At 63.3% G+C, this 19028-nt stretch carries 16 protein-coding genes; 8 read left to right on the top strand and 8 right to left on the bottom strand.

Annotated features, from left to right (window positions below; genetic code table 11):
* Nucleotides 1-82: 82 nt before the first annotated feature.
* Complete coding sequence (gene tcmP, locus KFK14_RS03710; RefSeq protein WP_212609920.1) at nucleotides 83-799, top strand: three-Cys-motif partner protein TcmP; 717 nt, start codon at nucleotides 83-85, stop codon at nucleotides 797-799.
* 93 nt (nucleotides 800-892) lie between these two features.
* Here the strand turns inward: tcmP and KFK14_RS03705 are convergent, their stop codons facing one another.
* From KFK14_RS03705 to KFK14_RS03690, 4 genes are all read right to left on the bottom strand, one after another.
* Nucleotides 893-1207 carry a transposase gene (locus KFK14_RS03705; protein ID WP_343227811.1) on the bottom strand — a complete coding sequence of 105 codons (315 nt, stop codon included), beginning with the start codon at nucleotides 1205-1207 and terminating at the stop codon, nucleotides 893-895.
* A 27-nt stretch (nucleotides 1208-1234) separates the two neighbouring features.
* Complete coding sequence (locus tag KFK14_RS03700) at nucleotides 1235-2458, bottom strand: IS256 family transposase (protein ID WP_066768497.1); 1224 nt, start codon at nucleotides 2456-2458, stop codon at nucleotides 1235-1237.
* Nucleotides 2424-3263 carry a transposase gene (locus KFK14_RS03695; RefSeq protein ID WP_246524851.1) on the bottom strand — a complete coding sequence of 280 codons (840 nt, stop codon included), beginning with the start codon at nucleotides 3261-3263 and terminating at the stop codon, nucleotides 2424-2426. Before KFK14_RS03695 ends, KFK14_RS03700 begins: the two co-directional genes overlap by 35 nt.
* 331 nt (nucleotides 3264-3594) lie before the next feature.
* Nucleotides 3595-4350, bottom strand: coding sequence for a DUF5131 family protein (locus KFK14_RS03690; protein WP_212609919.1), 756 nt, complete (start codon nucleotides 4348-4350; stop codon nucleotides 3595-3597).
* A gap of 202 nt (nucleotides 4351-4552) precedes the next feature.
* Between KFK14_RS03690 and KFK14_RS03685 the strand changes: the two genes are divergently transcribed.
* From KFK14_RS03685 to KFK14_RS03665, 5 genes are all read left to right on the top strand, one after another.
* A complete protein-coding gene (locus KFK14_RS03685; protein WP_070157929.1) occupies nucleotides 4553-4867 on the top strand; it encodes a helix-turn-helix domain-containing protein in 315 nt (104 codons plus the stop codon).
* Between the two features lie 551 nt (nucleotides 4868-5418).
* Nucleotides 5419-6048: a LolA family protein gene (locus tag KFK14_RS03680; RefSeq protein ID WP_212611020.1), complete on the top strand. Its 630-nt coding sequence runs from the start codon at nucleotides 5419-5421 to the stop codon at nucleotides 6046-6048.
* 292 nt (nucleotides 6049-6340) lie between these two features.
* Nucleotides 6341-7138 (top strand): exodeoxyribonuclease III, encoded by a 798-nt coding sequence (locus tag KFK14_RS03675; protein WP_212609918.1) that lies wholly within the window; start codon nucleotides 6341-6343, stop codon nucleotides 7136-7138.
* Nucleotides 7138-8196 (top strand): GTP cyclohydrolase II, encoded by a 1059-nt coding sequence (gene ribA / locus KFK14_RS03670; protein WP_212609917.1) that lies wholly within the window; start codon nucleotides 7138-7140, stop codon nucleotides 8194-8196. The genes KFK14_RS03675 and ribA overlap by 1 nt, the downstream gene beginning before the upstream one ends.
* Nucleotides 8193-8699 (top strand): L,D-transpeptidase family protein, encoded by a 507-nt coding sequence (locus KFK14_RS03665; RefSeq protein WP_212609916.1) that lies wholly within the window; start codon nucleotides 8193-8195, stop codon nucleotides 8697-8699. Before ribA ends, KFK14_RS03665 begins: the two co-directional genes overlap by 4 nt.
* Before the next feature lie 15 nt (nucleotides 8700-8714).
* Here the strand turns inward: KFK14_RS03665 and KFK14_RS03660 are convergent, their stop codons facing one another.
* Together KFK14_RS03660 and mutS are read right to left on the bottom strand one after the other, a co-directional pair.
* Nucleotides 8715-11495 carry a [protein-PII] uridylyltransferase gene (locus KFK14_RS03660; protein ID WP_212609915.1) on the bottom strand — a complete coding sequence of 927 codons (2781 nt, stop codon included), beginning with the start codon at nucleotides 11493-11495 and terminating at the stop codon, nucleotides 8715-8717.
* Between the two features lie 66 nt (nucleotides 11496-11561).
* Nucleotides 11562-14150, bottom strand: coding sequence for a DNA mismatch repair protein MutS (gene mutS, locus KFK14_RS03655; protein ID WP_212609914.1), 2589 nt, complete (start codon nucleotides 14148-14150; stop codon nucleotides 11562-11564).
* A gap of 185 nt (nucleotides 14151-14335) precedes the next feature.
* On the opposite strand from mutS, the gene KFK14_RS03650 reads away from it, so the two are divergent.
* Nucleotides 14336-16597 (top strand): NADP-dependent malic enzyme, encoded by a 2262-nt coding sequence (locus KFK14_RS03650; protein ID WP_070158265.1) that lies wholly within the window; start codon nucleotides 14336-14338, stop codon nucleotides 16595-16597.
* A 201-nt stretch (nucleotides 16598-16798) separates the two neighbouring features.
* Nucleotides 16799-17128, top strand: a complete 330-nt coding sequence (locus tag KFK14_RS03645) for a DUF1905 domain-containing protein (protein WP_212609913.1) — start codon at nucleotides 16799-16801, stop codon at nucleotides 17126-17128.
* Between the two features lie 12 nt (nucleotides 17129-17140).
* Here the strand turns inward: KFK14_RS03645 and KFK14_RS03640 are convergent, their stop codons facing one another.
* Both KFK14_RS03640 and KFK14_RS03635 read right to left on the bottom strand, forming a co-directional pair.
* Nucleotides 17141-17641 (bottom strand): hypothetical protein, encoded by a 501-nt coding sequence (locus KFK14_RS03640; protein WP_212609912.1) that lies wholly within the window; start codon nucleotides 17639-17641, stop codon nucleotides 17141-17143.
* A gap of 29 nt (nucleotides 17642-17670) precedes the next feature.
* A complete protein-coding gene (locus tag KFK14_RS03635) occupies nucleotides 17671-18609 on the bottom strand; it encodes a right-handed parallel beta-helix repeat-containing protein (RefSeq protein ID WP_212609911.1) in 939 nt (312 codons plus the stop codon).
* Nucleotides 18610-19028 lie beyond the last annotated feature (419 nt).

Genomic DNA, 19028 nt, shown 5'->3' with positions numbered 1-19028 from the left:
ATCTAAAATGGACCTTTCGTTTCTTGAGAAGCTTAATTAGTTTAATTAGTTTTGACCTCGCTGAAGTATTTCAGGAGGATAAATGGGGGGCAAAAAACGTATAGCCCATCGCTTTGGAGGCGTTTGGACGGAGATTAAACTTCGAGCACTAACCGATTATCTTGGGTTCTATCAGAACGCCTTGAAAAATCAGGGGTTTGAGACTTGGTACATCGACGCATTTGCCGGGACTGGTGATCGTCATGCCGAACTCAAAAGAGGTGGCATCTTCGAGAATAGTCCCATTGAGCAGGTCGAGCACATTCTTGATGGTAGTGCTCGAAAGGCCCTTAAGATCGACCCACCATTTACCCATTACTGGTTTTCTGAACAGCATCGTGGTCGGGCAAAGCAGTTAGAAGAGCTAAAGGACCAATGGCCGTACGACATTCAAGTTAAACCAGGAGAAGCAAACGCTGAATTGCAGACTCTTTTTTCTTCAAAACCTTGGTCAGGAGGAAATAAATCCGGCCGACAGCGTGGGGTAGTTTTTCTTGACCCTTATGGAATGAGTGTCGATTGGAAAACGCTTGAAATGCTAGCAGCCACACGACGAGTAGATGTTTGGTATCTTTTCCCACGCGCCGCGGTAATTCATCAACTGGCAAACGACCTTGCGGGAGTTGACGAGGGAAAACGGCGAGCGCTTGCTAGAATTTTTGGTAGCGAGGATTGGGAAGAGCAATTTTACAGCGCTCAACCAGCTGGGCGCCTCCATTTACCCGGCGGATTTGACGGTGCGGGCGTTGTGAACGCCTGATGCGCGAGGTCGGGCTCAGAGATTGCCGGATCTCCGGTCATTTCGGCCGCTTGGCTTTGGATGGCATGGCGCTTTCGCGCCATCCAGGCGCACCTATCCCTCCGCCGCACGAGTTTCGTGGAAGATCAGCCGGTGCATGTTGAACGCCAGGTTGGCGAGCGTGATCTTGGCCTCGGCGCGGGCAATGCCGATGGTGCGAATGAACAGACCCATCTTCGCCTTCTGATGAGCAAAGACATGCTCGACGCGGGCGCGGACCTTTGACTTGGTGGCATTGCCGCGCCGGACATGTTCGGGCATCGGCCTGCCCTTAGGCTTGCGGCGGTGGATGCGGCTGACCCGGCCTTGCGCCTTGAGCCATTTCTCGTTCGCCTGACTGCGGTAGGCAGTGTCGGGGACTGTCAGGATTTCCGTGTGTGGGCGGGCGGTTAAACATTACGCCGCCATGGCCTTGATGAAGCGTTCGCCGAACAGGACGGCGAACTGGGCCTTGGCCATGGACCACTCACGCGGCGGCATTTTCCACTCTTTCTCGGATCTGTTCAAGATCAGATAGAGCAACTTGGTCGCGGCCTCGTCGTTGGGAAAGTGTCCTCTGGCTCTGACCGCCCGCCGGAGCTGGGCATTCAGGGCCTCAATGGCATTCGTGGTGTAGACGATCCTGCGGACCTCGTCGGGGAAGGCGAAGAAGGGAATAACTTCACTCCACGCCCGCCGCCAGCTCTGGCCGATTGCAGGGTAGCGCCGCCCCCATTCGCTGTCCTCGAAGGCCGTGAGTGCTTCCTCGGCGGCCTTGGCGTCGACGGCGCGGTAAATGCCCTTCAGTGCCGTGGCCAGCGGCTTGCGGTCCTTCCAGGAGACGAAGTCCATTGAGTTGCGCAGCAGATGGACGATGCACGTTTGGACCACGGCTTCTGGGAACACGGCGGTGATTGCGTCAGGGAAGCCCTTGAGGCCATCGACAACGGCCAGCATGATGTCCTCGACGCCACGGTTCTTCAGCTCGTTCATGACGCGCAGCCAGAATTTGGCGCCTTCGTTCTGCTCGATCCACAGGCCCAGAACGACCTTGGTGCCATCGGCCAGCACACCCAGCGCGATGTGGATCGCCTTGTTGCGGACCATGCCCTCATCGCGGATCTTGACCCGAATGGCGTCGAAGAAAACCAGCGGATAGGCCGGATCGAGCGGGCGGGCCTGCCAGGCGGCGACCTCCTCGAGCACGGCGTCGGTGACGGTCGATATGAGGTCCGGCGAAACGTCGATGCCGTATAGCTCGCGCAGATGCCCGGTGATCTCCCGCGTGCTCATGCCGCGCGCGTACATCGACACGATCTTGTCGTCGAAGCCGGGGAACCGGCGCTGGTACTTGGCGATCAGTTGCGGATCAAAGCTGCCCTGCCGATCGCGGGGTACCTCGATCTCGATCTTGCCGGTGTCCGTGACCACCGTCTTGCGGCCATAGCCATTACGGTTGTTGCCGGCCTGGTCGCCGTGCCCAAGATGATGATCCATCTCAGCATTGAGGGCGCGTTCGGCCAGCGCCTTCTTCAGCGAATCCAGAAGGCCACCCTGCTGAAGGGCTGCCGTGGCATCGCCGCCAGCCAGAAGTTGATCCAGTAAATCAGCCGGAATTACCGGCTCCTTGCGTCGGGACATAGTGGGACTCCTTCTTGCCCATTATGCCCGCCCACACACGGAAATCCTGACAGTCCCCAGTGTCGGCCCAAACGTCGGAGGCGGTGTTGTCGCCCGTCACCACGTCCCGGAGCATGCGCCCGTCGTAGCGCGCGCCATCGGTAGTCTTGCCCTTGCGGATGAAGCCGAAGGCGCGGCAGATCGACACGCTGCTCTTGTAGCCGAAGCTCGGGATCGCGATGTCCGGCTGCGGCCTGCCGTCGGCAGTCGGGCGCGCCTTGGCGAACTTCAACGTCCAGCGGGCGTCGGTATCCTTCTGGCGCGCCTTGGCGGGCTCGTCCGGCCAGATCTCGGCCGCGCTCTTGCCTTCCTTCACCGCCGCCTTCTCAGCCTCGGTGTTCCTCTGCTTCGGTGCCGCCACCAGCGTCGCATCGACGATCTGCCCACCCATCGGCAGATAGCCGCGCTCCTTCAACTGCCGGTCAAAGTCGGCGAATACGGTGTCGAGTGCACCGTCGGCGGTAAGCCGCTCCCGGAACACGCGGATAGTGTTGGCGTCGGGTGTCGGCGCGCCAAGGTCAAAGCCCAGGAAACGCAACCAGCTCAGCCGGTCGCGGATCAGATACTCCATGCGCGCGTCGCTGACGTTGTTCTGCGCCGCGAGCACCAGAACCTTCAGCATCGTCACCGGGTCATAGGGCGGACGACCGCCCTTGGCACCATCCGAATAGGCCAGCGCCGCCACCAGCGTCGGTCGAAACGCCTCGAAGTCCACTACCTGCGCCAGCACTTCCAGCGGATCGCCAAAGGCTGACAGCCGCTTCAAGTGGTCGGATAGTCCAAAAAGGCCAGCTTGCCGCATCTTCGCTCCCGCTCGTCAGGAACAATGAATCATACAGCAGCCGCTATGGCGAGGGGTAATTGGAGGCGCCCAGCTCAAATGCGACTCTTTGACTCAGCCCCAATTCAACAGAAAGGTAGGCACGCAACACCCGCCGAGATCGCAGCGTTTGCTAGAAAACAGTTCGGCAAAATATTCTGCTACGTTTCAGACCCGCTACCATTGATTATAAACGGTCACGACTATTTTGAGCTCTATTGCTTATCAAACAATGAGAAAGCCATAAGTCTAATTAAGAAAGGCGTTAATCACGTCATTAAGAAATATACGCCGGCATCTCGTCGTACGTCCTTCCTCCCAACAGGCGACCGGTAGCTTTCTTATTCACTCCGCCCCACTGTTTGAAGAAGAAGGCCGTGTCATAACGACGGCAGAGTCGTTCAATCGCCCATACCCATTGCTCTTCCATCAAACGCGCTGCTGGGCCAGATTCACCGCCGACGATCGCCCACGCAATCCCTTCCAAATTGACATCGAAGATCGGGCCGATCAGCGGTTCAAAAGATATAAATCTAATTGCTGCTGGTGTGGCTCGGAGATGGTCGATGCGATGAACCACATCCGGTCCTTCCACACTCGTCCCTAACCAGACGTTTGGAAGGACTTTAAGCTCCCCGGCCGACAACACCTCCCGCATTCGATCGGGGCGTTTAGTCAGCAATTGATAGTCATGCCGCGGCGTCGCCGCCATAGTATGCCAAACTTCGCGAATAAATTCGGCGGGAACCTCCTCATGGAATAAATCTGACATCGAGTTGACAAACACCTTACGAGGGCGGCGCCAACGGTGGGGAACGGACAGAGCCTTGTGGTCACATCGAACAGCTCCAGTCCATTTAGCCCGACCACCGGACTTCCTAGTCAAACCATTATACTTGGCAACGCCCATCGCTTCCAGTCTAGCCGCCATACGCATGGCGTAGCAGTTGGTGCAACCAGATGATGCCAGGCTACAGCCAGCGACGGGATTCCAAGTAGCATCAGTCCATTCAATTGGCGAGTTTTCGGCCATTTCGATCCCTAGCGGCAGATGCCTGTTTACACTCAGCCGGTTGAATCATCACGGAGTGAGGCTGGCAATAAAAATCGTGTCAGAAATGAGGGGGCTCGGCAGCAAATCTGTAGGAAGTATCTTCACAGCAGCCATTCCCAGAACTTTGCACCCACTCCCCACCCCCTGTCCTACACCCCACCCGCCATGCTTCACTCGCCGCATGGAACAGCACCCTACCCCCACCCCGCCGCCCGCCGCGCCTCGTGGCGTGACATCCCCCAACCCCGCGCACTGGACGCCCGCCAAGCAGCGCATCTTCCTTATGGCCCTGGCCGACACCGGCAATGTCGTGCGCGCCGCGCGGGCGGCGGGGATGACGTCGCGGAGCGCCCATCGGCTTCGCGCAAAGCTGTCGGGCACGCCGTTCGACCGCGCCTGGTCGCAGGCGATCGCCCATGCCGTGCGGATGCAGGGGGACCCGTTCGATCCCCTCCACATGCCCGCCCGCGCGCCTGCGGCCAGGGCGAAGTCATGATCCGCCACTATTTCGCCCTCTCGCGAGCGCGCCGAGGGAGCGGTCCGGGTGAGACGTATATGGGACGCAAGTGGGACTCATATGGGACGTAAGTGCGACGCAAGTGAGACGTATGTGGGACGCAAGTGCGACGTGGGAGGGACGCATGTGGGACGCAGGAGGGACGCACATGCGACCTACATGGGACTCAGGAGGGACTTTTGTGGGACCTACATGCGACTTCCCGGCCAAAACGCGTCACAACCCGCAACTTCCGCAACTTCGTTGGATTTTCTCTGCCCGGCGCTGCGTTTGTCCCGGCCTCCAACCGGGCTGATCCTCCTGCGCGGACGGGGGTATGGCGTAGGGATGGAGCCAAAAAGCGGCCGCATAGGATGCGCGCGAAATCCGCGCCGCCGCACCTTTTCCTTGCCCTTTCGGAACGATCGGGTTCACAGCCGGTTCAACGGCGATGCCGCAGGCTGGCGCACATCTGGCCCCCCGGCCCAACATTCGGCCCGACGATTTGGAGAGACGAGATCCCCGTGAAACGCCCGTTCAAGACTATCGCAATGGCCCTTGCTGCGACGGCCCCGCTTGCCCTTGCCGCGCTGCCGGTGGACCGCGCCGCCGCGCAACAGGCCCCCAATGCTCAGCAGGCCGACCTGCAGAAGGTCAACGCCTATATCCGCGCCGTCACCTCCATGACCGCCGATTTCACCCAGACCGACCGCAACGGCCAGTCGCTGACCGGCAAGCTGACCCTGAAACAGCCGGGCAAGATACGGTTCCAGTATCAGAAGGGCGTGCCCCTGCTGATCGTCGGCGACGGCAAGGCGCTGACCGTGATCGATTATGAAGTGCGGCAGGTGCAGCGTTGGCCGATCGGCAATTCGCCGCTGGGCGCGCTGCTGGACCCGACCCGCGACCTCAGCAAATATGGCAAGGTGATCCAGACCGGCGACCCGTCCGTGCTCAGCGTAGAGGCGCGCGATCCCAAGCGGCCGGAGTTCGGCACGATCACCATGATCTTTCAGCGCAAGGCGTCCGCGCCCGCGGGGCTGGAGCTGTACGGCTGGGTGGCGCTCGATTCGCAGAACAACCGGACGTCGGTGCGACTCGCCAATCCGCAATATGGCGTGCCGGTGCCGGATTCGGCCTTCAAATGGACCGATCCCCGTCCGAAGGGGCGCGCGGGCTGATGAAATGGGCCTGATGAAATGTGGCCCTGGCGCGATGGTTCGTAAGGCTGACGCTTTCGTTCATCTGCCGCTCATATGGCCGGGGCTAATCAGGAACTCACGGCGCGGTTGAGGCCGGGGATTTCCCCCCTGTTACCCTTGGCTCTCGGCTCCGTCGCGAAGCGCACAAAGGCGCGATCGAGACCCCCGTTCCACGCCCCCGGAGCGGGGGTCTTTCGTTGCCCGCGCCGGGTCAGGAGCATGGCGCGCCCATGCCCTTGCGACTCTCCCCTTTGGTCCGTAGTGGGATGGGATGTCCGAACCCCTGAAGATCGCCTCCTGGAACATCAACAGCGTCCGCGCCCGGCTTGATATCGTGGAGCGGTTCCTGGTGGAGGAGGCCCCCCATATCCTCTGCCTTCAGGAAACGAAGGTGATGGACGACATCTTCCCCGGCGACCTGTTCCGGCGGCTGGGCTACACTTGGCAGATCCTCCACGGCCAGCGGATGCACCACGGCGTCGCCATCATGAGCAAGGTACCGGTGCGGGAGGATGACCGCTTCGACTGGCAGGCCAATGGAGAGGCCCGGCATGTCGGCGTCTGTCTGGAAAACGGCGTGCGGATCGAAAATGTCTATGTGCCCGCCGGTGGGGATATTCCCGACGCGGACCTCAATCCGAAATTCGGGCAGAAGCTGGCGTTTCTGCAGCGGATGATTGACTGGTCCACCGCGCTGGACAGCAAACCCACGATCCTGACCGGCGATTTCAACATCGCCCCGCTGGAATGCGACGTGTGGAGCCACAAGCAGCTTCTGAACGTCGTCAGCCATACGCCGGTGGAATGCGAGATACTGGGCCGGCTGCAGGCGTCGAATAACTGGGTGGACCTGGGCCGCCAATTCTACCCCGCGCCGCAACGTCTCTACACCTGGTGGAGCTACCGGGCGCAGAACTGGGCGGAATCGGATCGCGGCCGCCGGCTCGACCATATGTGGGTGACGCCCGACATCGCCGGCAAGGCGGTCAGCCACCGTGTGGCAGAGCCTGCGCGTGGCTGGACAAAGCCCTCCGACCATGTGCCGCTGATTACGGAATTCGCATTCTGATGGACCCGAAAGCCGCCGCCCGCGCAATCGACGCTCTGCGCCGGGGCTGGCCGGTCGAACTGCGCGCGTCGGACGGCGCATGCCGGGTGATGGCGATCGAGGGAGCGGACGACGTGACCCTCGCCGCGTTCGACCCGGAGGGAAAGGCGGCGCTGCTCATCTCCTCCTCCCGCGCCGAAACGCTGAAACTCACCAACCAGCGCGCGGCGGCGGACCCGGAGCTTCCAGTGCTGATCGAACGGTCTCCCTGGATCGACCGGGATGTCGCGGCAGCCATTGCGGACCCCGTGCGCGACCTTGGCTCTCCGTTGAAAGGGCCGTTCCGCGCCGGAAAGATCGATGCGCCGCTGGCGGCCAAGGCCGCGCTGCGGATCGCCCGGCTGGCCGGGATATTGCCCGCCTTCTTCGTCGGTAGCGAAGGACCGGTGGAGGCAAGCGTCAGCGCCGACGAGATCGCCGCCTATGACGATGCCGCGCGTCTGGCCATCGCAACGCGCGCGCGCCTGCCGGTGTCAGCCAGCGAAAACGCCGAAATCGTCGCCTTCCGCAGCCCGGAGGAGCCGCGCGAGCATATCGCCCTGATCGTCGGCAACCGCGACGGCAGCCCGCCGGTCGTGCGCCTGCACAGCGAATGCCTGACCGGCGACGTGCTGGGATCGCTGAAATGCGATTGCGGGCCGCAACTGCATGAGGCGCTGCACCAGATCGCTGACGCGCCATGGGGCGTTCTGCTCTATCTGCGGCAGGAGGGGCGCGGCATCGGCCTGGTCAACAAGCTGCGCGCCTATGCATTGCAGGATCAGGGGTTCGACACAGTCGACGCCAACACACGGCTGGGTTTCGCCATCGACGCGCGCGATTTTTCCGTTGCGGCGCGGATGCTGGACCTGCTGGGCGTGGGCGAGGTGCGTTTGCTGACCAACAACCCGGCGAAAGTCGTGGGGCTGGAGGCGGCGGGCGTGAAGGTGAAGGAGCGGCTGCCGCTCGCCATCGCCGCCAATCCGCATAATGAACGCTATCTGGTCACCAAGCGCGACCGGACGGGGCACCAGCTTTGACCATCATAGAAGTCGACGCCGCCGCCGGGCGATTACGGTTTGGCGACATCGACATTCCCTGCGCCATCGGCAAGGGCGGTAGCTGCCCCGCTTCATCAAAAAGGGAAGGCGATGGATGTACGCCACTGGGCGTCTGGCCAGTGCGCGGCGTCCTGCTGCGCCCCGGCAGGGTGTCGCTCGACCGCTTTCCTTCAGCGCCGTGGCGGTGGACGCGCGAGGGCGACGGCTGGTCGGACGATGCGGCCGACCCAAGCTACAATCGGCCGGTGCAGTTGCCGCGCGGTTTTTCAACCGAAACGCTGCAGCGGGACGACCAGGCCTATGACGTCATCGTGGTGCTCGGCCACAATGATTCCCCTCCGCAGTCAGGCGCGGGCAGCGCGATCTTCTTCCACATCTGGGTCGAAGGCAGGCCAACGGAAGGCTGCGTGGCGATCGCGCGGGAGGAGATGTTGCGGATCGCGCCCATGCTGAAGGGCGACACGGCGATGCGAATATTCTGAGCTATCCGGCCCCGTTCAGGCAGGCGCCGTTTCCTTTACCTTCTCCGCCGGTTCCTCGGTAATCGCGCCCGCCGCTTCAAGAAGGCGGCGTTCTAGGCTCTGCAGACGCGCCTTGCTCTCCACCTTTCCGCCGAGTAGATCGGTCAGGTAGAAGGTGTCCACCGCCCGCTCGCCATAGGTGGCGACATGGGCGCTGTGCACCGTCAGCTTCGACTGGAACAGCGCGTTGGCCAGAGAGAAAAGCAGCGCCGGCCGGTCGCGGGCATTGACCTCCACCACGGTAAAGCGGTTCGACGCCTTGTTGTCGATCAGGACATTGGGGACGATCTGAAACGCTTCGGCGCGGGTGCGGGGCAATGGCCGCGCCTCCAGCTTCGTGACCAGCTTGTGCCGGTTGGCGAGCGCTTCCTCGATACAACGCTTGATGCGGGCCAATTGGTCGGGGCTGTCGAAACGGCCGCCAAGCGGGTCCTGCACCAGGAAATTGTCGATCGCCATGCCATCCCGCATGGTGTGAATACGCGCGTCGATGATGTTCCCGCCCGCCAGATGAATGGCGCCCGCGATCCTGTAGAACAACCCAGGATGGTCGGCGGCATAGACCGTGACCAGCGTCGCGCCCCGGCGCGGATAGCCCTCCGCCGCGATGGACAAGGGCGAATCCCCGGCAGCGAGGATATGGCGGGCGTTATGCTCCAATATGTCCTCTGGTTCGGCCACCCAGTAGGATTCGGGGAAACGCTTCTGCAGCGCCGAGAAATCCGCATCCGGCAGGTCCAGAATATCGCGCAGCGCCTGCTGCTTGGCCGCCACTCGTTCGCTGCGCCCCTTCTGCTTGTGGCCCAGGCGCAGAACCTCCTCGGCGGAATCGTAGAGGTCGGTTAACAATTGCCGTTTCCACCCATTCCAGACGCCGGGGCCGACCGCGCGGATATCGACCACGGTCAGGATCAGGAGCAGGCGCAGGCGTTCCGGGCTTTGCACCACCTCAATGAAATCGAGGATGGTCTTGTAATCCGAAAGGTCGCGCTTGAACGCCGTCGCCGACATCAGGAGATGGTAGCGGACCAGCCAGGACACCGTTTCCGTCTCCGCCGGGGTCAGTCCAAGCCGCGGACACAGGCGCAGCGCCAGCTCCGCGCCCAATATGCTGTGGTCGCCGCCCCGCCCCTTGGCGATGTCGTGCAGCAGCACCGCGACATAAAGCGCACGGCGGGAGATTAGCTTGTCCATCAGGTTCGAGGACAGGGGATGATCGTCCTTGAAATCGCCCTTTTCAATCTTCGCCAGCAGGCCAACGGCGCGGATGGTATGCTCGTCGACAGTGTAGTGATGATACATGTCGAATTGCATCTGGGCGACGACGCGGCCGAAATCGGGAATGAAGCGGCCGAATACGCTGGCCTCATTCATCCAGCGCAGCACGGTTTCCGGGTCGCGCGGCGATGTCAGCACATCCATGAAGGCGGCGTTGGCGCGCGGGTCCTTGCGCACCCTGGCGTCGATCAGCCGCGCGTCGCGACTGGCGGTGCGCATGGCGGCCGGGTGAATGGCCAGGCCGTGACGATCCGCCACCGCGAATATCTCCAGCAGGCGCACAGGGTCTTCGACGAAGAAATTGTCAGACGGCAGCGCGATCCGGCCGCGATCCAGGATGAAGCCGTCCAGTTTTCGCGGGCGGCGGAAGAAAGAGGGGATATAACGCCGCCCGCGCGCGGCCCAGACATCGTCCAGATGCGCGAGGAACACCGCCGTCAGGTCGCCGACGGTTTTCGCGTTGAGGAAGTAATAATGCATGAACCGCTCAACCGCCGAGCGGCCTGCGCGCGCGGCGAAGTGCGTGCGCGTGGCGATCTCAAGCTGAAGATCGAAGGTCAGCCGGTCCTCAGCGCGCCCGGCAATCAGGTGCAGGTGACAGCGGACGGCCCACAGGAAATCCTCCGCCTTCTGAAACTGGCGCAGCTCATTGGTGGTAAGGAGGCCCGCATCGACCAGTTCCGACACGGACCGGACGCGGTTCACATATTTACCGATCCAGAACAGCGTGTGGAGGTCGCGCAGTCCGCCTTTCCCCTCCTTCACATTGGGTTCGACGACATAGCGGCTGTCGCCCATGCGCTTGTGCCGGGCGTCGCGCTCGGCCAGCTTGTCGGCGACAAAGGCGCGCGCCGTATCCTCCATCACTTCGGATGAGAAGCGGGTGGCGGTCTGTTCATAGACTCCCCGGTCGCCCCAGACATAGCGCGCCTCCAGAAGCGCGGTGCGAACGGTCAGGTCGGCCTTCGCCATGCGCATCGTCTCATCGATGGAGCGGCTTGAATGGCCGACCTTCAGGCCCAGGTCCCAAAGCGAATAGAGCATGGATTCGATCACCTGCTCTGTCCAGCCGGTCGGCTTGTACGGCGTGATGAACCCGATATCGACGTCGCTGAACGGCGCCATCTCCCCCCGGCCATAGCCGCCCACCGCGATCAGGGCGAGGCGTTCTCCAGTGCTGGGATTGCTGATCGGATAAAGATATTGCGTGGTCGCATCATAGAGGATGCGCAATATCTGATCGACTAGAAAGGCGAGCGCCGACACCATCTCTCGCCCGCGCGTCGGCCGGGCCGCCAGACGGCGGGCAGCCTCCGACCGGCCATTTTCCAGCGCCACCCGCAATTCCCCCACGATCGCGGCGCGCAGTTGCGCGGAATCGCCCTTCTTTTCCTGGGCGATGGCGGCGATTGCGTCGGACAAGGCGCGGCGGTCGATAATGGCGCGGCGTTGGGGCAATGTATCGAAAGGGGTTGTCATCGCCGCCTATGTAGGGCGTTGCACGGTAAGGGGAAACAGCGATTTCAACACCCGTGCAAAGCGCGCCTATGCCTCGCCCTGCGCAATCTGCTTGAGGCGGTAAAGTTGGTCCAGCGCCTCACGGGGGCTGAACGCATCGACGTCCATGCCAGACAGGGCGTCTCGCAGGGGATCAACCCTTTCCGGTTCGGCCTGGATGGTGGCGGCAAACAGCGGCAGATCGTCAAGGCCAGCAGCGATGCCGCCCGTTTTCGCCTTCCCTGCCTCAAGCCGCGAAAGCACCTCCTTCGCGCGGGCGAGGACCGCGGCGGGAAGCCCGGCGAGGCGCGCAACGGCAAGGCCATAGCTGCGGTCGGCGGGTCCGGGCACGACTTCGTGCAGGAGCACGAGGTCGCCCTTCCACTCGCGCGCGCTGACGTGATGGAGCGAGAGCGCATCCAGCTTTTCCGCAAGCCGGGTCAGCTCATGATAATGGGTGGCGAACAGGCAGCGGCAGCGGTTCGTTTCATGCACCGCCTCCACCACGGCCCAGGCGAGAGCAAGGCCGTCATAGGTGGAGGTGCCGCGGCCGACCTCATCCAGAATGACGAAGCTGCGCTCGGTCGCCTGGGCGAGAATCGCCGCTGTCTCCACCATCTCGACCATGAAGGTCGACCGGCCCCGCGCCAGATTGTCCGATGCGCCGACGCGGCTGAACAGGCGGTCGACGAGGCTGAGGCGAGCGCTGGCGGCGGGCACATAGCTGCCCGCCTGCGCGAGGATGACAATAAGCGCGTTCTGGCGCAGGAAGGTGGACTTGCCGCCCATGTTCGGGCCGGTGACGAGCCAGAGCCGGTCGTCGCCGACCAGACGGCAGTCATTGGCGACAAAAGGCTCCCGCTCCTTTGCCAGCGCGTCCTCCACCACCGGATGGCGGCCGCCAACAATGTCCAGGCACTGGCTGTCCTCAAATTGTGGGCGGCACCAGCCACCCTCGGCAGCACGCTCTGCCAAGGCGGAGGAGACATCGAGCCGCGCCAGCGCCTGCGCCGCGGCCGCGATGGCCGAACGGTGCGCGACGACCGCGGCGATCATATCCTCCAGATGCGCGGCCTCCGCCGCGAGAGCGTGTGCGCCCGCCTGCGCAACACGGCTCGCCTGTTCATGCAGGTCGACCGAATTGAAACGCACGACGCCGGCGAGCGACTGACGGTGGGTGAAGCCGCTCCCTTCCTTCATCAGGGCGTCGGCGGAGCGTGCAGGTACTTCGACATGATAGCCAAGGACGCCATTATGCCGGATCTTGAGCGCGGTGATGCCGGTCTGCTCACGATAGCGCGCCTCCAGCGCGGCGATGGCGCGGCGGCCGTCCCCCGCCATCGCCCGCAGTTCGTCGAGCGCGGCATCGTAGCCGTCGGCGATATAGCCGCCGATCGACGCCTCCGTCGGCGGGCTTGGCACGAGGGCGCGGGTCAAATGATCAACAAGCTGGCCATGACCGTCGAGCGCGGGGAGCAGGTCGCGCAGCAAGGCGGGCTTATCCTCGCCATTGCCGATCCTTTCGCGCAGTAATCTCGCGCCGGTAAGGCCGTCGCGCAATTGACCGAGGTCGCGCGGGCTGCCCCGGCCCATGACGATGCGGCCAAGCGCGCGGCCGATGTCCGGCAAGGCCCGCAGGGCGCTGCGCAAATGGTCGCGTTGACCGCTGGCGTCGTGCAGATGGCGCACAAGGTCGAGACGCCGGTCTATCTCCCGCTGATCGAGCAGCGGCGCGGCAAGATCAGAGGCAAGCAGTCGCGCGCCCGCGCCAGTCACCGTCCGGTCGATCGCGCCGAGCAGGCTTCCGCTGCGATGGCCGGTCATCGTCTGGACAATCTCCAGGCTCTCGCGCGTCGCTGCGTCGATTGACAGATGCGTGCCCGCAGTCCGCTGCACCGGCGGGGCGAGAAACGGCAGCGTCCCCTTCCCCGCATGGTTGAGATAGGAGAGCAGGCCGGACATGGCGGAGCGTTCGGCGCGCGAGAACTGGCCGAAGCCGTCCAGCGTGGCGACGCCCCAGCAGCGGGACAGGAAAGCGTCGATCCGGCCGCTGTCGAAGGCGCTGGCCTCGAACAAATGCGCGCCATCTAATGCGATGGCGAACGCGACGGTGTGGATGATTTCGCTGGGCCGGAGACGCGCGATTTCAGCCGATAGTTGCGATTCCGTAATGACCAGCGTTTCGAACCGTCCGGTCGATATATCGGCCGCGGCAATACCGATCGCGCCGCCCGCTCCCCCGACCTGCGCAACGGCCGCGAGAATATTGTCGGAGCGCGAATCAAGCAGCGCATCTTCGGTCAGCGTTCCGGCCGTGACGTAGCGCACGATGGCGCGGCCGACGAGCGCCTTCGACCCGCGCGCCTTGGCCTGAGCGGGAGTTTCCGTCTGCTCCGCAATCGCCACGCGGTGCCCGGCGCGGATCAGGCGGGCGAGATACATTTCCGCGCTGTGCGCGGGCACGCCGCACATCGGGATAGGCTCCCCCCCATGCTCCCCGCGCGATGTCAGCGCGATATCCAGCGTCGCCGCCGCCGCCTTCGCATCGTCGAAGAACAATTCGAAGAAGTCGCCCATGCGATAGAAAAGCAGGCAATCCTCCGCCTCTGCCTTCAGGGCGAAATATTGCACCATCATGGGCGTCATGGCTGTGGGAGTGGGTTGAGCGGCGGGCTGATCCATTGTGCGCAGCGATAGCGGGTCGGCCGCCGGATCGAAAGAGGATAGAAATTGACGGCTTACGCTTGTCGAATTGGCAAAAATGCCGCTAGGGCAGGCATGAACGCAGCAATGCAGTTATGAACCCCGCTGATGGGCAAGATATGACCGAAAAATCCAACGTCGAATTTTCCGAGCGCGAGGCTCTCTTTTTCCATTCGGCCGGCCGGCCAGGCAAGATCGAGATCATTGCATCAAAGCCGATGGCGACGCAGCGCGACCTTTCGCTCGCTTATTCCCCCGGCGTAGCGGTGCCGGTGCGCGCGATCGCGGAGGACCCGGCATGCGCCTATGACTATACCGCCAAGGGCAATCTGGTCGCGGTGATTTCCAACGGCACGGCGATCCTGGGCCTGGGCAATCTGGGCGCGCTGGCGTCCAAGCCGGTGATGGAAGGCAAGTCGGTGCTGTTCAAGCGGTTCGCCGACGTCGATTCCATTGACATCGAAGTCGGGACGGAAGACCCGCAAGCGTTCATCGACGCGGTCGCCCTGCTGGAACCTAGCTTTGGCGGCATCAACCTTGAGGACATCAAGGCGCCGGAATGCTTCATGATCGAAGCCGCGCTGAAAGAGCGGATGAACATCCCGGTCATGCATGACGACCAGCATGGCACGGCGATCATCTGCGCGGCGGGCCTGATCAACGCGCTACACCTGACCGGCCGGGACATCCGCAACGTGTCCGTGGTGGTGAACGGCGCGGGCGCGGCGGCCATCGCCTGCACCGAACTGATCAAGGCGATGGGCGTTCCCGCAGACCGCGTGATCATGTGCGACCGGTCCGGCGTCATCTATCAGGGCCGCACCGAGAGCATGGACCAGTGGAAGTCCGCCCATGCGACCAAGACCGAAGCGCGCACCCTAGAAGAAGCGCTGAAGGGCGCGGACGTTTTCCTGGGCCTGTCGGCCGCGGGCGCGCTGAAAGGGCATATGGTCAAGGAGATGGCGGACAAGCCGATCATCTTCGCCATGGCCAATCCCGACCCGGAGATCACGCCGCCCGACGCAAAGGCGGTGCGCCCCGATGCGATCATCGCCACCGGCCGGTCGGATTATCCCAACCAGGTCAACAATGTGCTGGGCTTCCCGTTCATCTTCCGCGGCGCGCTGGACGTGCGGGCCACGGCGATCAATGAGGAAATGAAGATCGCCGCCGCGCAGGCCATCGCCGCCCTCGCCCGCCAGCAGGTGCCGGAGGAAGTCGCGAAAGCCTATGGCAAGCTGCATAGCTTCGGCAACGACTATATCATCCCCGCGCCCTTCGACCCGCGCCTGATGGAAGTGGTCTCCGCCGCCGTGGCGCAGGCCGCGATGGATACCGGCGTGGCGCAGAAGCCGATCGCCGATATGGACGCCTATCGCGAGTCGCTGAAGGCCCGGCTCAATCCCACGACCTCCGTCCTGACGCTCGCCTATGAAGGCGCGCGCGCGGAACCCAAGCGCGTGGTCTTTGCCGAGGCCGAGGAAGAAGTGATGCTGCGCGCCGCGATCCAGTTCCGCGACGGCGGATATGGCATCCCGGTGCTGGTCGGGCGGCAGGACGTCTATGACCGGCTGCGGGCGCTGGGCGTTTCCGACCCCCATAGTTTCGAGGTGCACAACAGCGTCAATTCGCCGCTGGTCCCCGCCATGGTCGACCTGCTGTACCAGCGGTTGCAGCGCCGGGGCTATCTGCGCCGCGACTGCGAGCGGATGGTGAACCGCGACCGCAATATCTTCGGCGCGCTGCTGCTGCGCCTAGGCGAAGCGGATGCGATGATCACCGGCGTCACCCGCACCTATGCGCAGTCGATGCGCGAGGTGCGGCGTGTAATCGGCCCGGTGGAAGGGCGCACGGCATTCGGCATCCATGTGCTTGTCGGCCGCAGCCACACGGTGTTCATGGCCGACACCACGGTCAACGAACGGCCGACCGCGCAGGAACTGGCCAACATCGCCGAGGGCACGGCCGCCGTCGCCCGCCGCATGGGGCATGAACCGCGCGTCGCCTTCCTCTCCTACTCAACCTTCGGCAACCCGATGGGCGAATGGCTGAGCAATGTGCGCGAGGCGGTGTCGATCCTCGACACGCGCAATGTCGATTTCGAATATGAGGGCGAGATGGCGCCGGACGTGGCGTTGAACCCGGCCGTCATGAAAAGCTTCCCGTTCAGCCGCCTGTCCGGCCCCGCGAACGTGCTGATCATGCCGGGCCTGCAGTCCGCCAATATTTCGGCGAAGCTGCTGCGCGAACTGGGCGGGGATTCGGTGATCGGGCCGATGCTGGTCGGCATGGAAAAGCCGGTGCAGATCGCGACGATGGGATCGACCGCATCGGAACTGGTGACGCTGGCGGTGCTGGCGGCGGGCGGCATCGCGCTCTGATTGAGGCGATGCCGGCTATGGCTGTTTTCCGTGGCATGATGCCGTCATGCCGGGCTTGGCCCGGCATCCATTAGCTCGACTGTAAAGCATTCAGGCAATGATTGCGGCTCATGGATCCCGCATCAGGTGCGGGATGACGGTGATTTATTGTACCGGCGATGGCTTCTTTCCCCGTTGCGGCGCGTGGCATAGGATATCGCCATGCCGCCCAACGACGATCCGATCGCAGATATCTCCTTTACCGCCGCGATCATTCACTGGCGCGGTCCCTCTCCCTTCTACTTCGCGGCCGTACCGGAGGAGCATGTCGGCGAGGTGCGCTATGCGGCGCGGCAGGCGAGCTATGGCTGGGGCGTGGTGCCGGTGGAGGCGGAGATTGGCGGCGTGACGTTCCGCACGTCGCTGTTCCCGAAGGATGGCGGCTATCTGCTGCCGTTGAAGGTCGATGTCCGCAAGCGCGCAAAGATCGACCTGCAGGGACCGGTTCAGGTGGCAATGCGCATTTCGGCAGGTAACTCGCAGCGATCCTGAGACGGATGCCCCCTAGTCGCGGCGGCGCAGGCGTATGGTCAGGCCGCCATCCCCGGTAAGGCTGGTTTCCTGTCCCGGCTCCAGATTGAAGGTCTGGGTCAAACCGACGCTCCGGGAAGCGTCCCGGCCTCCACAACCGTTGACGTCGGCAGGGCGGTCCCAGTTGACGGTCAAGCGGAACCCGCTCTTGCCGGCGCCATAGGACATCAGGCTGAGATTGACGGAAAGCGAGGACCGCACGCCCGAATAGCGATTTTCCTCTGCCGCACAGTCGTCAGCGGGCGCATCGCTTTTCTGCCTGCTGAAAGTCGCGGGCACGCGCCCGGCAAGGCGCATCGGGCCGGACCATAGCTCCTGCCCGCCCGCGCGGATATCAACCTCGATCGTTGCCTTCCGGCTTAACAGCTCATCGCGTGATTCCTGAAAGATAGGCGGCGGAACCCGCACCGGGGCTGGCGGAGGCGGCGGCAGAACCGCGGCCGGGGCGACGGCCAGAACAAGCCATGTCATCATATCATACCCGTCCGGTTGGAGGCGGCATGTTACCGCCGGTCAGTGACCTTGATCCCGCTCGCGATTTTGTTCGCGCCTATGCGCACGCGGTCGTCGGTCCAGTTGGCGACGAAGGTGCTCTGACGCGAAAGGCCGGGGACGAAGGAAGCGCTATTGTCCGCGATTACCAGGCCGGACGAGTCATGCTCCCGGCCCTCCGGCGCGACGGTGATGAAGGCGCTGTAATTTTCCTTGTCGCGGCCCTGCACCATTTCATTGCCGCTGATCGTGCCGGATGCGCCGTTGCTGAGATCGATCATATAGTTGGTCGCGCGGCCGGCGCTGTCGTCGAAGCTGTTGCCGGTGATCGTCACGCGCGGGCTGCGGGTCTTGAGATAATGGCCGCCATTGCCCGCCTCAAACCGGGAGCGGGTGACGGTCAGGCTGCCGTAATTGCCGGTATAGACGCCATGCGCGCAGTCGAGATCGCGGTCGCAGCGGCCGAGGCGCTGGAACGTGCTGTGGTCGATGCGGATCGCGCCGTTGGCGTCGTCATGGGTGAGGATGCCTTCCTCGCTGTTGCGAAAGACCGCACCCTCCACATCCAGATTGCCCTGCTCCAGCCGGATGCCCGCGCCATTGCCGTCCGGCACGCGCAGGTTCTGGAAGATGAGGCCGTCGACATGGGCGGCACGGCCGCGCAGGACGAGCGCGGCCTTACCCTCGCAGATCGCGCCGTCGAAAATGACCGTGCGGGGCTGTGCGGCGCGATAGGCGATGTCGCCGCCCTCCTGCACCGCGCATTGACGGTAGGTGCCGGGCGCGATGACGATAGTCCCCGCGCCGTCGCCAATGGAGGAGACGGCGGAGGCCAGCGAGGCGAAGCTGCGGCCGGTTTCCGCAACGGTGAAGGCGGTGCCTCCCCCCTGCGCGGTCGCGGTGGCGGCGATGGCTGCGGTGAGCAACAGGGCGATGGGCAGGATACGCATGATCGGCCTTTAGCCTATCGGCGATGAAGGGGCGATGGAGGTAAGTGGTTAACCTGCGAACGTGGATCAGGCGCTTTTTCCAACACATAATCCTCTGCTGACCCCAAAAATCCAACGAAGTTGCGGAAGTTGCGGGTTGTGACGCGATTTGGCCTGGAAGTCGCATGTAGGTCGCACAAAAGTCGCATGTTGGCCTCACCTACGTCGCACCTGCGTCTCATGTACGTCGCAACAAGGTCGCACTTGCGTCGCAGATGAGTTCCGGTTGCGTCGCATCGGCGCTTTGGCTGAATGGATAGCGTGACAGCTTGCGCGGCGGGTGCGGCGGAGAGTTTCATGTGGGGGAGTAGAGCATGGACGCCGGGCTGTAGGACAGGAATGTCTGGAAACGACCATCAGCGGAAATTGACTGGAAACGT

It is taken from the genome of Sphingobium phenoxybenzoativorans (assembly GCF_018286635.1).
Lineage (GTDB): Bacteria > Pseudomonadota > Alphaproteobacteria > Sphingomonadales > Sphingomonadaceae > Sphingobium > Sphingobium phenoxybenzoativorans.
This window is presented reverse-complemented; position numbering and strand designations above follow the sequence as displayed.

What these genes read in the sequence shown, in the direction of transcription:
- tcmP (WP_212609920.1), top strand. Translation starts at nt 83, where the DNA reads ATGGGGGGCAAAAAACGTATAGCCCATCGCTTTGGAGGCGTTTGGACG.
- KFK14_RS03680 (WP_212611020.1), top strand. Translation starts at nt 5,419, where the DNA reads ATGGCCCTTGCTGCGACGGCCCCGCTTGCCCTTGCCGCGCTGCCGGTG.
- KFK14_RS03675 (WP_212609918.1), top strand. Translation starts at nt 6,341, where the DNA reads ATGTCCGAACCCCTGAAGATCGCCTCCTGGAACATCAACAGCGTCCGC.
- KFK14_RS03645 (WP_212609913.1), top strand. Translation starts at nt 16,799, where the DNA reads ATGCCGCCCAACGACGATCCGATCGCAGATATCTCCTTTACCGCCGCG.
- KFK14_RS03635 (WP_212609911.1), bottom strand. Translation starts at nt 18,609, where the DNA reads ATGCGTATCCTGCCCATCGCCCTGTTGCTCACCGCAGCCATCGCCGCC.
- KFK14_RS03685 (WP_070157929.1), top strand. Translation starts at nt 4,553, where the DNA reads ATGGAACAGCACCCTACCCCCACCCCGCCGCCCGCCGCGCCTCGTGGC.
- KFK14_RS03640 (WP_212609912.1), bottom strand. Translation starts at nt 17,641, where the DNA reads ATGATGACATGGCTTGTTCTGGCCGTCGCCCCGGCCGCGGTTCTGCCG.
- KFK14_RS03660 (WP_212609915.1), bottom strand. Translation starts at nt 11,495, where the DNA reads ATGACAACCCCTTTCGATACATTGCCCCAACGCCGCGCCATTATCGAC.
- KFK14_RS03700 (WP_066768497.1), bottom strand. Translation starts at nt 2,458, where the DNA reads ATGTCCCGACGCAAGGAGCCGGTAATTCCGGCTGATTTACTGGATCAA.
- KFK14_RS03690 (WP_212609919.1), bottom strand. Translation starts at nt 4,350, where the DNA reads ATGGCCGAAAACTCGCCAATTGAATGGACTGATGCTACTTGGAATCCC.
- ribA (WP_212609917.1), top strand. Translation starts at nt 7,138, where the DNA reads ATGGACCCGAAAGCCGCCGCCCGCGCAATCGACGCTCTGCGCCGGGGC.
- KFK14_RS03650 (WP_070158265.1), top strand. Translation starts at nt 14,336, where the DNA reads ATGACCGAAAAATCCAACGTCGAATTTTCCGAGCGCGAGGCTCTCTTT.
- mutS (WP_212609914.1), bottom strand. Translation starts at nt 14,150, where the DNA reads ATGATGGTGCAATATTTCGCCCTGAAGGCAGAGGCGGAGGATTGCCTG.